Source organism: Microtetraspora sp. NBRC 16547 (genome assembly GCF_030268965.1).
In the GTDB taxonomy this organism is placed as follows: Bacteria; Actinomycetota; Actinomycetes; order Streptosporangiales; family Streptosporangiaceae; genus Microtetraspora.
On the sequence record NZ_BSSE01000008.1, the window covers coordinates 80,468 to 94,628 of the forward strand.

17 protein-coding genes are annotated in these 14,161 nt (G+C 70.4%); 9 read left to right on the plus strand and 8 right to left on the minus strand.

Annotation, left to right across the window (positions count from 1 at the left end; genetic code table 11):
* Nucleotides 1-132: 132 nt before the first annotated feature.
* The 4 genes from QSK17_RS14040 to QSK17_RS14055 all read right to left on the minus strand — a co-directional run bounded on the left by QSK17_RS14040 (nucleotide 133) and on the right by QSK17_RS14055 (nucleotide 2,339).
* A complete protein-coding gene (locus tag QSK17_RS14040) occupies nucleotides 133-297 on the minus strand; it encodes a hypothetical protein (RefSeq protein ID WP_285705131.1) in 165 nt (54 codons plus the stop codon).
* A gap of 115 nt (nucleotides 298-412) precedes the next feature.
* Nucleotides 413-1,105, minus strand: coding sequence for a class I SAM-dependent methyltransferase (locus QSK17_RS14045; RefSeq protein ID WP_285705132.1), 693 nt, complete (start codon nucleotides 1,103-1,105; stop codon nucleotides 413-415).
* 126 nt (nucleotides 1,106-1,231) lie between these two features.
* Nucleotides 1,232-2,209, minus strand: coding sequence for a 2,3,4,5-tetrahydropyridine-2,6-dicarboxylate N-succinyltransferase (dapD, locus tag QSK17_RS14050; RefSeq protein WP_285705133.1), 978 nt, complete (start codon nucleotides 2,207-2,209; stop codon nucleotides 1,232-1,234).
* 1 nt (nucleotide 2,210) lies between these two features.
* Entirely contained in the window at nucleotides 2,211-2,339 is a 129-nt protein-coding gene (locus tag QSK17_RS14055; protein ID WP_285705134.1) for a helix-turn-helix domain-containing protein, read from the minus strand.
* On the opposite strand from QSK17_RS14055, the gene QSK17_RS14060 reads away from it, so the two are divergent.
* From QSK17_RS14060 to QSK17_RS14090, 7 genes are all read left to right on the plus strand, one after another.
* Nucleotides 2,323-2,508 carry a hypothetical protein gene (locus QSK17_RS14060; RefSeq protein ID WP_285705135.1) on the plus strand — a complete coding sequence of 62 codons (186 nt, stop codon included), beginning with the start codon at nucleotides 2,323-2,325 and terminating at the stop codon, nucleotides 2,506-2,508. The genes QSK17_RS14055 and QSK17_RS14060 overlap by 17 nt on opposite strands.
* A gap of 91 nt (nucleotides 2,509-2,599) precedes the next feature.
* A complete protein-coding gene (locus QSK17_RS14065) occupies nucleotides 2,600-3,751 on the plus strand; it encodes a glutamate-cysteine ligase family protein (protein WP_285705136.1) in 1,152 nt (383 codons plus the stop codon).
* A complete protein-coding gene (gene egtB / locus QSK17_RS14070; protein WP_285705137.1) occupies nucleotides 3,748-5,091 on the plus strand; it encodes an ergothioneine biosynthesis protein EgtB in 1,344 nt (447 codons plus the stop codon). Before QSK17_RS14065 ends, egtB begins: the two co-directional genes overlap by 4 nt.
* Nucleotides 5,092-5,098: 7 nt before the next feature.
* Nucleotides 5,099-5,815 carry an ergothioneine biosynthesis protein EgtC gene (egtC, locus tag QSK17_RS14075; RefSeq protein ID WP_285705138.1) on the plus strand — a complete coding sequence of 239 codons (717 nt, stop codon included), beginning with the start codon at nucleotides 5,099-5,101 and terminating at the stop codon, nucleotides 5,813-5,815.
* A gap of 41 nt (nucleotides 5,816-5,856) precedes the next feature.
* Complete coding sequence (egtD, locus tag QSK17_RS14080; protein ID WP_285705139.1) at nucleotides 5,857-6,786, plus strand: L-histidine N(alpha)-methyltransferase; 930 nt, start codon at nucleotides 5,857-5,859, stop codon at nucleotides 6,784-6,786.
* Nucleotides 6,787-7,054: 268 nt separating this feature from the next.
* Nucleotides 7,055-8,440 (plus strand): cytochrome ubiquinol oxidase subunit I, encoded by a 1,386-nt coding sequence (locus QSK17_RS14085; RefSeq protein WP_285705140.1) that lies wholly within the window; start codon nucleotides 7,055-7,057, stop codon nucleotides 8,438-8,440.
* Nucleotides 8,440-9,429 carry a cytochrome d ubiquinol oxidase subunit II gene (locus QSK17_RS14090; protein ID WP_285705141.1) on the plus strand — a complete coding sequence of 330 codons (990 nt, stop codon included), beginning with the start codon at nucleotides 8,440-8,442 and terminating at the stop codon, nucleotides 9,427-9,429. Before QSK17_RS14085 ends, QSK17_RS14090 begins: the two co-directional genes overlap by 1 nt.
* Before the next feature lie 174 nt (nucleotides 9,430-9,603).
* On the opposite strand, the gene QSK17_RS14095 is transcribed toward QSK17_RS14090, so the two are convergent.
* The 3 genes from QSK17_RS14095 to tnpA form a co-directional block, all read right to left on the minus strand.
* The gene (locus tag QSK17_RS14095; RefSeq protein ID WP_285705142.1) at nucleotides 9,604-10,374 is read right to left on the minus strand and encodes a Mut7-C RNAse domain-containing protein; all 771 of its coding nucleotides are present in this window, start codon (nucleotides 10,372-10,374) and stop codon (nucleotides 9,604-9,606) included.
* Nucleotides 10,375-10,565: 191 nt separating this feature from the next.
* Nucleotides 10,566-10,781 carry a hypothetical protein gene (locus tag QSK17_RS14100; RefSeq protein WP_285705143.1) on the minus strand — a complete coding sequence of 72 codons (216 nt, stop codon included), beginning with the start codon at nucleotides 10,779-10,781 and terminating at the stop codon, nucleotides 10,566-10,568.
* A 565-nt stretch (nucleotides 10,782-11,346) separates the two neighbouring features.
* Complete coding sequence (gene tnpA / locus QSK17_RS14105) at nucleotides 11,347-11,799, minus strand: IS200/IS605 family transposase (RefSeq protein ID WP_285705271.1); 453 nt, start codon at nucleotides 11,797-11,799, stop codon at nucleotides 11,347-11,349.
* Nucleotides 11,800-11,834: 35 nt separating this feature from the next.
* Here tnpA and QSK17_RS14110 point away from each other — a divergent pair, with 35 nt between their 5' ends.
* Nucleotides 11,835-12,986, plus strand: coding sequence for an RNA-guided endonuclease InsQ/TnpB family protein (locus tag QSK17_RS14110; protein WP_285705144.1), 1,152 nt, complete (start codon nucleotides 11,835-11,837; stop codon nucleotides 12,984-12,986).
* A gap of 43 nt (nucleotides 12,987-13,029) precedes the next feature.
* Here the strand turns inward: QSK17_RS14110 and QSK17_RS14115 are convergent, their stop codons facing one another.
* Nucleotides 13,030-13,773 (minus strand): DUF8817 family protein, encoded by a 744-nt coding sequence (locus tag QSK17_RS14115; protein ID WP_502889206.1) that lies wholly within the window; start codon nucleotides 13,771-13,773, stop codon nucleotides 13,030-13,032.
* 169 nt (nucleotides 13,774-13,942) lie between these two features.
* Here QSK17_RS14115 and QSK17_RS14120 point away from each other — a divergent pair, with 169 nt between their 5' ends.
* Entirely contained in the window at nucleotides 13,943-14,125 is a 183-nt protein-coding gene (locus QSK17_RS14120) for a hypothetical protein (protein WP_285705274.1), read from the plus strand.
* Nucleotides 14,126-14,161 lie beyond the last annotated feature (36 nt).

The window sequence follows — 14,161 nt, forward strand, 5'->3', positions numbered from 1 at the left end:
CTACCCGCCCCTCTCGTGAGCCGCGCCTCCCACATCCGAGCCGCGTCCGTCTGAGCCGCGTCTCCTCCGCGGGCCCCGTCGATTCCGGCGGGGCCCGCCCCTTTCCGGCGGTCGGTGGCGGCTTTCCGGCGGTCAGTGGTGGCGTGAACCGGTGCTCTTCATGATGAGCATCACGCCGAGGACGATCGCGCCGATGATCAGGACCCATTTCAGGGCGCTGAAGACCAGCCCGATGATGGAGCCGATGAGGAGGAGGCCGACCACGACCAGCGCGGCGATCAGAAGAATGCGTCCCATGCTTCGACGCTATGCCCTCGCCGCCCGGAAGTCTCCCGGTGAAGGGGAACCTCAGGGACAAGTCAGGGGATGCTCCGGGGCCGTCTCAGGGACAGGCCGCTCCCGGTTCGCCGGCTCAACCGACCTGCGGCAGAGCGCTGACCCATTCGCGGTTCCCCTCCAGGAAACCCGACATCGTCAACCCCGCGGCGTCGAGCTCGGCCGCGAGGAAGTCGTCGTCAAGGCGCCTGCTCACGAAGGTGTGGGTCCATCGCCGGTCGCCGACGGTGTACTCCATGGTCGCCCTGAGAAGGTGGGGTTCCGGCCGGCTGATTCCCGTCATGCGGACGACACGGCCGTCCTCGGCCTCCCGTTCGAAGGGCTCGACCGTGTCGTACCACTCGGGCGACTTGCGCTGGAGGATCACGGACCCGCCGTCGGCGACGTGCTCGCGGCAGGTGCGCAGGAACGTCTGGCGCATCCCGTCATCGGCCGTCTCGATCACGAATGACATGAGGAGGACGACGTCGAACTTCCGGGGGAGCGCCAACGACTGGATGGGGGAGGGAACGGTCTCGGCTCCCTTGATGTGCGCGAGCATCTCGGGCGACTCGTCCACGGCGACCACCTCGTGCCCGAGGGCCAGCAGGCTGTGCGTGATCCGGCCCGCTCCCGCGCCGAGTTCGAGGATGGAGGCCTCCTCGGGGATGGCGGCGTGGATGAGCTCCGGCTCACCGTTGGGGGTCAGCATCGCGTAGTAGTCCACCGCGCACCCATCTGGTGTGACGGGCCCGGGGCCGGTGCCGTGGTACAGCTCTCTGGAGATCATGGCCACATCCTGTACGACGGTTTCCCGGTCCGCGGCGGCACAGTCCGCGGCGGCCTGGCTCGCCGGTGCAGCACCGGCGAGCCGCGCGCGACCTCCGCGGACCGGAAGACCTCTACATCATCACTGTCAGTCGTTGACGTGCAGGGCGGCGTTCAGCTCGATGCCGGTGCCCTTGCGCGGGACGACCTCGACGGCGCCCGTGGTGGAGTTGCGGCGCAGCAGCATGCCGGAGCGGCCGGACAGCTCCTTGGCCTTGGCCGTGCTCCCGTCGGGGAGGGTGACCTTGGTGCCGGCGGTGACGTACAACCCGGCCTCGACCACGCAGTCGTCGCCGAGGGAGATGCCGATGCCGGAGTTCGCGCCGAGCAGGCAGCGCTCGCCGATGGAGATGACCTCCTTGCCGCCGCCGGAGAGGGTGCCCATGATGGACGCGCCGCCGCCGACGTCCGACCCGTCGCCCACGACGACCCCGGCGGAGATGCGGCCCTCCACCATGGAGGTGCCCAGCGTGCCGGCGTTGAAGTTGACGAAGCCCTCGTGCATCACGGTGGTGCCGGCCGCCAGGTGGGCGCCGAGCCGTACGCGGTCGGCATCGGCGATCCGGACGCCGGACGGAAGGACGTAGTCCACCATCCGGGGGAACTTGTCCACGCCGTGGACGGTCACCGGGCCGCGCGCCCGCAGCCGGAGCCGGGTGTTCTCGAAGCCGTCGACCGGGCACGGGCCGTGGTTGGTCCACACAACGTTGGTGAGCAGGCCGAAGAGGCCGTCCAGGTTGAGCCCGTGCGGGCGGACCAGCCGGGCGGACAGCAGGTGCAGCCGCAGGTAGGCGTCGTGCGCGTCCACCGGAGGCTCGGACAGCTTGGCGATGCCGGTGCGGACCGCGACCACCTCGACACCGCGCGCCGGGTCGGCGCCGACGAGCGCGCCGAGCTCGCCCGCGTCCGAGGCGGCCAGCCGCTGCGATCCCACGGACGGGGGATCGCCCAGGGCGGGGGCGGGGAACCAGGTGTCGAGAACGGTGCCGTCCGAGGCGATCGTCGCAACGCCAATGCCGTGCGCACCCATGGTGTCGGGAGTGGTGCCGGGATCGATAGCTGTCATATCACCCAACGCTACCGGCATCGCCCGGACGGACGACCCCCGACTCGTACGCGTACCGGACGGCTTGGGCGCGGTCGCGCAGGCCGAGCTTGGCGAGGAGCCGGTTGACGCCGGTGACCTCGACCGTCACGTCCAGCCCCGCCGCCGTGCTCGTCGGGATGCTCGTCTGGCTCTTCGGCGCCAGCGCGTGGAACCTGTGGCTGGGGCTCGCCGGTCCGATCATCCTGCTCGTGGCGTTCGGGACGGTCGGCGTCTCGCTGATCCGCATGGACAACCGCGACTGGTCTCCCGCCGCTTGACTCCCAAAACAGATCAAAGCTCACTTTCAACTACTTTGCGCTACAGGTCGGTCACAATGGGGATGACTCGGGACCCGTAGCTGGAGGGGCGATGACGGATGTTGAGGCTTTTGCACGGGGGTGCTTCCAGCGCACCGAAACGGACCGGGTGGGCGTAGAGCTGGAGTTCCTGGTATTTGACGCGGAGACGCCGACGCGCCAGGTGCCCATCGCCCGCGTCGCCGACGCGCTTCCACCGCTGCCCGGCGGGAGCCGCGCCACGTTCGAGCCGGGCGGGCAGCTGGAGCTCGCCGCACCCCCGCTCTCGTTGTCGCAGGCCGTGGCGGGTCTCGTCGCCGACCTGGACGCCGTACGGCTCGCGTTCTCCGGAGCCGGGCTGGTGCTCGGAGGCCGCGCCCTCGACCAGCTCCGGCCGCCCAGGCGCCAGCTCCGCCTGCCGAGGTACGACGCGATGGCGGCCTTCCTGGGCCTGCCGTACGGGCGGCTGATGATGTGCTCGACGGCCTCCGTCCAGGTGAACCTCGACTTCGGGGCGCACCCCCGCGCCCGCTGGAACCGGGCCCACCTGCTCGGGCCGGTGCTGGTCGCGGCCTTCGCCAACTCGCCGAGGGACGGGTGGATGTCCGGCCGCCAGGCCGTCTGGCACCACCTGGACCGGACCAGGACGGCCCCCGTGGCGTCGGGGGGCGACCCGGCGGCGGAGTGGGCCGAGTACCTCCTCGACGCCCGGCTCATGCTGGTCCGCGACCGCGCGGCCGAGGCCAGGGGAGCGGCGGACGGTGCCGTCGGGTGCCGGGTGGTCCTGGACGGCTCGCCGTACCGGGACTTCGCGCGGGTCGCCGGGAGGCCGCCGACCGGCGACGACCTGGCCTACCACGCGACGACCCTCTTCCCGCCGGTACGGCCGCGCGGCTGGATGGAGACGCGCTACCTCGACGCCCAGGGGCCGGACGACTGGCCGGTCTGCGTGGCGGTGCTCCACGCGCTCGTCACGGACGACCGGGCGGGGGACACGGCACTCGACGCGGCCTGGCCGGTGCGCGGGGCCTGGACGCGGGCCGCCCGGTTCGGCCTCGCCGAACCCCGCCTGAGACGGGCGGCCGAGACGTGCTTCCGCGCCGCGGCCGAGGCGCTGCCCCGTCTGGGGGCGGAGCCCTGGCTGGTCGACCGGGTGGACATGTTCGCCGCCCGGCACATCGAACCCGGCCGCTCCCCGGCCCTGGACCTGGAGACGCGCGTATGAGAGAACGGCTCGCCCAGCCGGAACGGAACCCGCGACCGGCCTCGCAGACTCGCCCGGGGAGGGAGCTGATCGCCTTCGAGCTGGCCGCCGCGCGGGAGCGGTCGCTCGCGTACACGGACATCGAGGACGACCTGCTGGTGCGCCAGCACTCGCCGCTGATGTCCCCGCTGGTGTGGGATCTCGCCCACGTCGGCAACTACGAGGAGCTGTGGGTGCTGCGCGAGGCCGGGGGGATCACCCCGCTCCGGCCCGAGATCGACGACATGTACGACGCGTTCAAGCACGCGCGCCAGGACCGGCCCGCGCTTCCCCTCCTGAGCCCGGCGGAGGCGCGGCGCTACATCTCCGGCGTGCGGGGCCGGGTCCTCGACGTGCTCGACTCCGTCGACCTGGACGACCCCGACCCGCTGCGCGCGGGAGGTTTCGTGTTCGGCCTGGTTGTCCAGCACGAGCACCAGCACGACGAGACGATGCTCGCCACCCTGCAGCTGTCCGGGGAGCCGGGGCTGGTCCGGGACGGCGAGCTCCCACCCGGCCGCCATCCCTCCGTCCCGCGGGCCGGGGCGTCGCCCGCCGAGGTCTTCGTGCCTCCGGGTCCCTTCATGATGGGGACGGACACGCTGCCCTGGGCGTACGACAACGAGCGGCCCGCCCATCTGGTGGACCTGCCGGGGTACTGGATCGACCGCTGGCCGGTGAGCAACCGCGACTATCTCGTCTTCATCGGGGAGGGCGGGTACGGCGACCCGCGCTGGTGGCGGCCGGAAGGCTGGGCGTGGCTCCAGAAGCAGGGAATCCACGCCCCGCTGTTCTGGACCGGGAACGGCGATGACGGCTGGTGGCGCAGCCGTTTCGGCCGGATGGAGCCGGTGCCGCCGGACGAGCCGGTGCAGCACGTCTCCTGGTACGAGGCCGACGCCTACGCCCGGTGGGCGGGCAAGCGGCTGCCGACCGAGGCGGAGTGGGAGAAGGCCTGCGGCGGCCGGACCTTCCCGTGGGGCGACACCGGCCCCGGGGCGGACCAGGCCAACGTCGGCCACCGGGCGGCCAGGCCGGCGCCCGTCGGCGCGTACCCCGCCGGGGCCGGGCCGTACGGCGCGGAGCAGCTGATCGGCGACGTGTGGGAGTGGACCGGGTCCTGGTTCCAGCCCTATCCGGGGTTCCGCAGCTTCCCTTACGCCGAATACAGCGAGGTGTTCTTCGGCGAGACCTACCGCGTGCTGCGCGGTGGATCGTGGGCCACCCACCCCACGGCCGTCCGTACGACGTTCCGCAACTGGGACTATCCGATCCGGCGGCAGATCTTCGCCGGGTTCCGGTGCGCCCGCGGGGCCGGGTGAGGGGCGCGTGTGCAGGCACGCGGCCTGGCTGGGGCCATCCCGGCCGCTGTCGTCGCTGATCGGTGACCCGGAGCACGGCCTGCTCCGGCAGGCGTACGCGCCCCGGCTGCAGCGGTACGGGACCGTCAACGCCGACGGGTTCGGCATGGGCTGGTACGACCCGGCGCGGGCCGAGCCGGTCCGCTACCGCCGATCGGTGCCCATCTGGGCGGACGCCAACCTGGCCGGGCTGGCCGAGGTGGCGCGGTCGGGCTGCCTGCTGGCGGCCGTGCGGTCCGCGACCGCGGGCATGCCGATCGAGGAGAGCGCGACGGCGCCCTTCGCCGACGGGCGGTGGTTGCTCAGCCACAACGGCCGGGTGGAGCGCGAGGCCGTCGCCGGGAGCGGCGTGTTCGACGACACCGAGCCCGAGAGCCCGTGCGACTCGGCGTGGCTCGCCTCCGCCGTGTTCACGCGGCTCCGCGCTGGCATGCCGGTGGCCGAGGCGGTGGCGCGGGTCGTCACCGAGGCGGCGCGGGCGGATCCGGCGGCCCGGCTCAACCTGCTCGTCTGCGGGGGAACCGAGATCGTCGCCACCGCGTGGGGCGACACCCTTTTCACCCATGTTCACGAGGGCGTGCTCCTGGCGAGCGAGCCCCTGGACGGCAGGCCGGGCTGGCGTGCCGTCGACGACCGGACCCTGGTTCTCGCCTCCCCCGACGGCGTGAGCGTGACACGTATCTGACCCGTCAAGCACGGCAACTGACACGTATCCGAGGAGCGGAAGTGATCAACCATCTCGATGGCGGTTATCTGCGCCAGGCACTCGAACGCGACGTACGCACCGGACTCGCCTCCGAACCGAAGTGGCTGCCGCCCAAGTGGTTCTACGACGCGGCGGGCAGCGAGCTGTTCTCTCGGATCACCCGGCTGGAGGAGTACTACCCGACCCGGCGGGAGCTGGCCATCCTCCGGTCCCACGCCGCCGACATCGTGCGGCGGAGCGGCTCCGACACCTTGATCGAGCTCGGCTCCGGCACCAGCGAGAAGACCGGCCTGCTGCTTTCCGGCATGCGCGTCTACATGCCGGTGGACGTGGACGCGGTCACGCTCCGGGCCACCGCGCGGCGGCTGTCCGCGCGCTTCCCCCGCCTCGCCGTACGACCGGTGTGCGCGGACTTCGAGCACCACCTGTCGCTGCTGCCGCCGGGGATGGTGGCCTTCCTGGGCGGGACCGTCGGCAACCTCGATCCCGAGGCTCGGGAGGTGTTCCTCAAGGAGTTGCGCTCCACCAGGAAGCCCGGCGACGCCTTCCTCCTCGGAGTGGATTTGGTGAAGGACCCGGGCCGCCTGCTCGCCGCGTACGACGATGGCGAGGGGGTGACGGCCGCGTTCAACCGCAACGTGCTGCACGTGATCAACAGGGAGCTGGGCGCCGACTTCGTCCCGGACGACTTCGCGCACGTCGCCCGGTACGACGAGGAGAACGAGTGGATTGAGATGCGGCTGCGCGCCACCCGTCCCATGCGGGTGCACGTACGCGATCTCGACCTCTCGGTCTGCTTCGTGCGCGGGGAGGAGATGCGCACCGAGATCAGCGCAAAGTTCCGCAAGGAGGGCGTCGAGGGCGAGTTGGCGCGGGCGGGCTTCGACCTCGACCGCTGGTACACCGACCCGGACGGCGACTTCGCCCTCGCGCTCAGCGTGGCACGCTGAACCGCCCGAAATCGACCCGCGGCCGTACCCGGCCGTCGCCTGAGCGCGCGCTGTGACCTCAGGTCGCGGCACCGTTCCGTCGATTACCCGCCGATCACCCGTCGATTACGCGCAGATTACGCAGCGGCATCATATGTGTGCCCAGTGTCGTTTACTGGCGATGCGCGATGGGGATTTGTCGTGATATGTCATCCGATTGGGCCCTGCCGTGGTGAGCCCTGCCGTGGTGAGCGCTGCCATGATGAGCGCTGCCGTGGTGAGCGCTGCCATGGCGAGCGATGCCGTGATGAGCGATGCCGTGATGAGCCCGCTCGCCCTCGCGGCGGGCCCGGCCAGCCCGGCCGACATGCTCGCGGCGCGGCTGCAGATGGGCCTCTCGCTCGGCTGGCACATCATCCTCGCCTGCCTGGGCGTGGGCATGCCCGGCCTGCTCCTCTTCGTGGAATGGCGGGCCGTGCGCACGGGTGACGCCGACCTCATGCTGCTGGCGCGGCGCTGGGCCAAGGCCATCGGCGTGCTCTTCGCCGTGGGCGCCGTGTCCGGCACGATCCTCAGCTTCGAGATGGGCCTGCTGTGGCCGGGCCTCATGGACGTGTACGGCCAGGTGATCGGGGTCCCGTTCGCGATGGAGGGAGTCGCCTTCTTCATCGAGGCGATCTTCCTCGGCATCTACCTGTACGCCTGGGACCGGCTGTCGCCGCGCACTCACCTGCTGAGCGGGGTGCCCATCGCGATCGCGGGCGTGTCGTCGGCGTTCTTCGTGGTGGCGGCCAACGCCTGGATGAACCAGCCGCGCGGCTTCGACCTGGAGAACGGCCGGGTGACCCGGGTCGACCCGTGGGCGGCCATGTTCAACCCCGCCACGCCGCCGCAGACCATCCACATGATCGTGGCGGCGTTCATGGTGGCCGCTTTCGCCACCGCCGGGGTGTACGCGGTGGCCCTGCTGCGCGGACACCGGGACCGCTACCACCGGCTGGGGTTCCTGATCCCGTTCACCCTCGGCGCGGTGCTCTCGCCGATCCAGATCGTCGTCGGCGACTACGCGGCGAAGTTCCTCGCCGAGTACCAGCCGGCCAAGCTCGCGGCGGCCGAGGGGCTCTTCCTCACCCGCTCGCACGCACCGCTCAGCCTCGGCGGCATCGCGTACGGCGACGCGCTGCACTACGCGGTCGAGATCCCGAGCGGCCTGTCGATGCTCGTCGGGTTCAGCCCCGCGACGGTCGTGAAGGGCCTGGACCTGGTCCCCCCGCGCGACCGGGCGCCGGTCAACCCCGTCCACCTGGGATTCGACACGATGGTGGGGATCGGGTTCTTCCTGCTCCTGCTGTCCGCCTGGCTGGCGCTGACCTGGTGGCGGCGGCGGGACCTGCCCCGCTCCCCGTGGTTCCTGCGGCTGGCCGCCGTCGCCGGGGTGGCCGCGGTCGTCGCGGTCGAGGCGGGCTGGATCGTGACCGAGGTGGGCCGCCAGCCCTGGATCGCGTACGGCAGGATGCGCACGGTCGAGGCGGTGAACCCGGCGCCCGGCCTCTGGATCGGGTTCCTCATCGTCGCGCTGGTCTACGTCGTCCTCACCGTGGCGACCGTCTACGTGCTGCGGCGCATGACGAGGACCGCGCCGGTCCGGCCGTTCGCCCCGCAGGAGCGCGACTGATGGATGCCGCGCAGATCCTGCTGGTCGTGATGTGGGTGGGGCTCACCCTCTACGCGCTGCTGGGCGGCGCCGACTTCGGTGGCGGCGTCTGGGACCTGCTCGCCGGGCGCGAGCACCAGAACAGGAAGCTCATCGAGCACGCGATCGGGCCGGTCTGGGAGGCCAACCACGTATGGCTGATCTTCGTGCTGGTCGTCCTGTGGACCGGGTTCCCGCCGGTGTTCGCGGCGATCATGTCCACGCTCTACATCCCGTTGACGCTGGCCGCCCTCGGGATCATCTTCCGGGGTTCGGCGTTCGTCTTCCGCAAGGCCAGCACCGAATGGTGGCAGCAACGCCTGTTCGGCGCGTCCTTCGCGATCTCGTCCGTGCTCACGCCGTTCTTTCTGGGCACGGTCGCGGGCGCCATCGCCTCGGGCCGCGTCCCGCCCGGCCTGGCCGCGGGAAACCTGCTGTCGAGCTGGGTGAACCCCACCTCGATGTACGGCGGGGTGCTCGCCGTGGGCGTCTGCGCCTACCTGGCCGCCGTCTACCTGTGCGACGACGCCGTACGGGCCGGGCTCGACCCCGCAGGGTTCCGCCGGAGGGCGATCGGCACCGGGATCGTGGTGGGGGTGGTCGCGCTCGCGGGCATCGCCGTACTGCGCCTGGACGCCCCCGCGCTCTTCGCCGGGCTCACCCATCGTGCGCTGCCCGCCGTCGTGGCCAGCGCCGCCATGGGGATCGCGTCCCTCGGGCTGCTCTTGGCGCGCGCCTACCTGCTGGTCCGGGTCACGGCGATCCTCGCGGTGACCGCGGTCATGTGGGGGTGGCCGCTCGCGCAGTATCCCGTGATGCTGCCGCCCGCTTTCACCTACCGGCAGGCGGCGGCGGGGCCCGAGGTGCTCGTCGTCACGCTGATCGTGCTCGGGGTGGGCGCGCTGCTGGTCCTGCCGGCCATCGCGTGGCTGCTCGCCATCCAGCGGCGGCTGCCGTACGACTCCGGCTGACCGGGCCTGGCTGGGGTGTGGCCGAAGTGGGCTTGCCCGGTGAGCGCGCGGAACACCCGGGCGAAGTGGGCTTGCCCGGTGAGCGCGCGGAACACCCGGCCGAAGTGGGCCTGCCGAGCGCGCGGAACACCCGGGCGAAGTGCGCCTGGCTGTCGTTTGCATATTCCGGACATGTCACATGAGTTGGCGAGCCTTGGCGATGATCGCCTCAAGGTGGCCGCCGTGCGCGCCGTGCCAGTAGACCCGGTGGCACACGCCGCAGCGGGCGAACGTCTCATAGGTGCGGCGCGTCCCCGGCGGCAACATCCGCTCCACCTCCGCCTTGCCCGTCGGCACCAGCAATCCGTTGCACGCCGTGCACCGCGTCCATGGGTCCAGCGGCGGCGCGAACCTGTCCAGCACATCGGCAAGTTGCTCGTCCGCCCGGGTGCCCCGGACATATCCCCCCAACCACAATGCCCTGCGCCTGAGCAGCCCGCGATCCTGTGTCAGCAACACGCGCCGCTCGGCATTCGCCCGCTCGATCAACGTGTCATCGTCCAGATCGTTCCGGTACGCGGCGTCGACGCCCACCACGCGCAGCCGCCGGGCCAGCGTGCCCAGATGGACGTCGAGCAAGAACCTGGGCGACGGGACGCGCTGCGGCCGCTCGATCCCCAGCACGCGTACGGCCTCGCCCGGGCCCGGTCGGTACGACGGGGGCACCCTACGCCCGTTCACCGCCAGCGAGCCGACCTCTGTGAGCGGCACGCCCATCGACCCGACCACATGCCCGAGGGACGAGGTCCCGTCATAGGCGACCCGAACCTCGGTCTCCCCCGCTCGGGCGTCCGCGGCTCCGGTCTCTCCAGTCCCCTCGGGCCCCGGTTCGCCGCGTCTCAGGCGAGGCGAGAGGAACAGCCGCAACTCGGGCGCGACGGTGACGGACAGCTCCTGTCCGGCCATGTTCCCAGCATGCCAGCCGTCTTCGTACGGTACGGAACAGGCCGGACGGTAGGGAGCCCGGCCGGGACGGTGGGGGAGCCCAACGGTAGGACGGTGGGGGAGTCCGGCCAGGACAGTGGGGCGGCTTGGCCAGGACGGTGGGGCGGCTTGGCCAGGACGGTGGGGGAGTCCGGCCAGGACAGTGGGGCGGCTCAGGCCGCCGAGTCCTCCGTGTGATCGAGCACGTTTCTCGAAAGTGTTTCGATCACTGCGGAAGGTTCTTTCATCAACACTTCGCGGATGTCTGATTCGCCGTAGGCCAAGTCGCTGCGCTGCGCTGCGGTGGGTGGTTGTTCCGGCGCGCCGTGATAGTTGCGTCCTGGTGATGCCGCTGTCGCGGCGTTCGCGGGCGCGGTGGTTGCTGGCACGGTCCTACGCGCGCCTCCACAACCACCCACCTCCGCTCCGCTCCCCGCCGCCCTCGCATCGGCTCTGCGCTCCTCCATATCGGGCGGCTTTACCGCCGTTCTCGCCTGCGGCCATCTCTGCCAGGGCCATCCGGTCACCCCGCCGCCGGCGGTCACGCCCATGGTCGGCGGTGTACTGGTCGCGAACTGCGGCACGGACCATCTCCGGACGGACCTTCTCCAGTACGAACCATCTCCGGCATGGACCATCTCAGGCAGGCTCGGACCATCTTCGGCACGGACCCGCTCCGGCGCAGAACCCGCCGGTCGCCTCGGCGGGCACGGACCGGCCGCTGGCCTTGGCGGCGCTTCCTCGGCGCACAGTGTGGTGCCCGGCTCGGAGGCGCTACCACCTCATTCGAGAGCACCGCCGCGTTCACCACGCTCACAACCAGGACGAATACAACCTCACCGCCTGATCAACTTTGCTTCCTCAGAAGGAGCCGCATCACATTGAGCGTGATTTAGCGAGGAACCCCGGGCGTTCACGCCCGGGAGGAATCGCTTCCCTCTCCCCGCCAGGACGCTAGTCCGGGCGTTTCTGGTTCTCGATGTACTTCCTGATGATCGACAGCGGCAGCCGACTGAGTCTGCCGTCTCGGCGGGCACCGCCACAGGAGGCGGCGAAGTAGGACGGAGGCCAGAAGTGCCCGCCCCACAGATACTTGCGGATGTGGCTGGGGAACTCCTTGCGCAGCAGGCGTGCCGAGACGCCCTTGAGGGAGTTGACCAGGACGGACAGGGCCACCTTGGGTGGGTAGCACACCAGCAGATGCACGTGGTCGCTGTCGCCGTTGAACTCGCGCAGCTCCGCTCCGAAACTGTCGCACACCTCGATCATGATCTCCTCGCAGCGTGACAGGAGTTCGCCCGTGAACACACCACGCCGGTACGTGGTGGGGAAGACCGAATGCGCGTGGAGGCTGTAGACCGGTAGACCACACCGCGACGTCTGCGGATATCCGGTTTCGGTTTCCATCACGGCGACGCGCACCAGCCGATAATGTGTTCGATGTGAAGCTGGTGGTGCAGGTGAGGCTCCGGCCGACGCCCGAGCAGGCGGCGGCGCTGGAGGCGACCCTGCGCGCCTGCAACGACGCCGCGAACTTCGCCTCGGCGACCGCGTTCACAACCGGGGACCGGCGCGAGTACGCGCTGCGCAAGCACACCTATCGCGAGGTGAAAGCGCGCGGGTTGGGGGCGCAAGCCGCCCAACATGTGATCAAGAAGGTCGCCGACGCCTACACCACACTGAAAGCCAACATCCGGGCCAAGAACCTGGGACCGGAAGGCTCCCGGCGCCGCGCGCGGGCCGAGAGCAAACCGATCGCCTTCCGCGCCGGTGCCGCGCAGCCGTTCGATGACCGCTGCCTGTCCTGGCAGATCGACGCGCGCACGGTGTCGATCTGGACCACGGCCGGCCGGTTGAAGAATGTCGCGTTCGTCGGGTCGGCCGACCAGCTCAAGACGCTCGCCTTGTACCGGAAGGGCGAATCCGACCTGGTCTGCCGGGACGGCATGTGGTTTCTGTACGCGACGTGTGAGATCCCTGATGTTCCGGTCACCGAACCCGACGGGTTCATAGGTGTGGATCTGGGCATCGCCAACATCGCCACCACCAGCGACGGCGCCCGCCACTGCGGTAAGGGCCTGAACGCGGTCCGCCACCGCAACCGGGAGCTGCGCCGCCGTTTGCAGGCCAAGGCCACCAGGTCCGCCAAACGGCTGCTGAAGAAGCGCCGCCGCAAGGAAGCGCGGTTTGCCGCCGACACCAATCACCGCATCGCCAAACGCATCGTGACCGAGGCAGAACGCACCGGACGCGGCATCGCCCTGGAAGACCTGGGCGGGATCCGTGACCGGGTACGGCTCCGCAAGCCCCAGCGGGTCACGCTGCACTCGTGGAGTTTCCACCAGTTGGGGAGCTTCATCGCCTACAAGGCGGCCCGGCATGGGGTCGCCGTGATCCACGTCGATCCGGCCTACACCTCCCAGACCTGCTCGGCCTGCGGGCATGTGGACAAGGCCAACCGGCCGGGCCAGGCAACTTTCTCGTGTACGTTGTGCGGCTTCGCTGAGCACGCCGACGTCAACGCGGCCCGCAACATCGCCTCGCGCGGTGTCGCGGGTTGGGCAGTGAGTCACGCTGCCGACGACGCGGCCTGACCCGTACCTGCCAGGTACGGCGAGGAGCCGCAAGCTTGGCCCTTCAGGGCCGAGAAGCTGACGACAGCCAGTCCTGAAGTCCGGCGAGATGCCCGAGTTCCGACTCGATGCGCTGCTTGTCGTCAGTGGTGAGCTCCAGACCACGCAGATCGGCGAGCCAGGGATCGGTGGGCTCACCGAGGACCATGGCCAAGTCGATGAGGTGGCACAGGGCGATGGCCCGCTCGACCAGCGAGGCGTCCGCTCCGTGCCTGCGCACCGCGGACTTGAGCGCACGGAAGGCCTGCAGGTCATCGTTCTTGAACTCGCGCAGTATCCGGGCGTTGTCGAGCGCCTTGGCCAGGCCCGTCAGCTTCTTCGAGCCGCCATACTCCAGCTCGGCGGGCTCGTCGCGCTGGATGAATATGATCGAGTTCCCGGACGGATCGATCAGCGTGAACCGGGACGCGCCGGGCCGGTAGCGGGTGATCCGCGGAAGGCCGGAACTCAGCACTTTCCCGTAGACTCGGCGCATCGCCGCGACGAACGCCGCATGGTACGGCGCCACGGCGTCGACCATGACCAGGCAGCCTCCGGACCCCTCCCGGGCCGGATCCAGGCCCTTGGGCGCCGGGCCGAAGTGCAGCTGGAATCCGCTCCACTGCAGCGCCAGATAGACATAGGGCTTGCTTTGTTTATAGGTCGCCTCGAACCCCAGCGCCTCATAGAACGCCAAAGTCTCCTCCACTGACGCGCACGGCATCAACGGCACCGTCGTCTCGTTCGGCCAAACCGCGGGCTCACTCAAGTTATTCACCTTCCAGGTCGCCCGGCGATGTTTGCACCCTTCGGTGAGGCTCGCATATGGATCGTTCCAAAGAGGCCCCGCCTCGCGTCACCAGACGTCAACGTTGACCTGGGCGCGCTGGACGACACCGTCCGGTCATCGCCGACCTGACAACCCAGGCCCCGCCACGATGCCCGACCATCGGCGCGACGCCCTGCAGGCCGCTGTCCGCTACCTGTCGAGCCCCCGGGAGTTTCCACGTTACGACCGTGCATTGGAGCAGGGCTGGCCGATCGCCACCGGCGTGATTGAGGGAACAGCCTGCCATCTGGTCGGCGACCGGCTGGAGATCACCGGGCCCGCTGGGGACTGAACGGATCGGATGCACCCTCACCCGTGATCGTTCTAG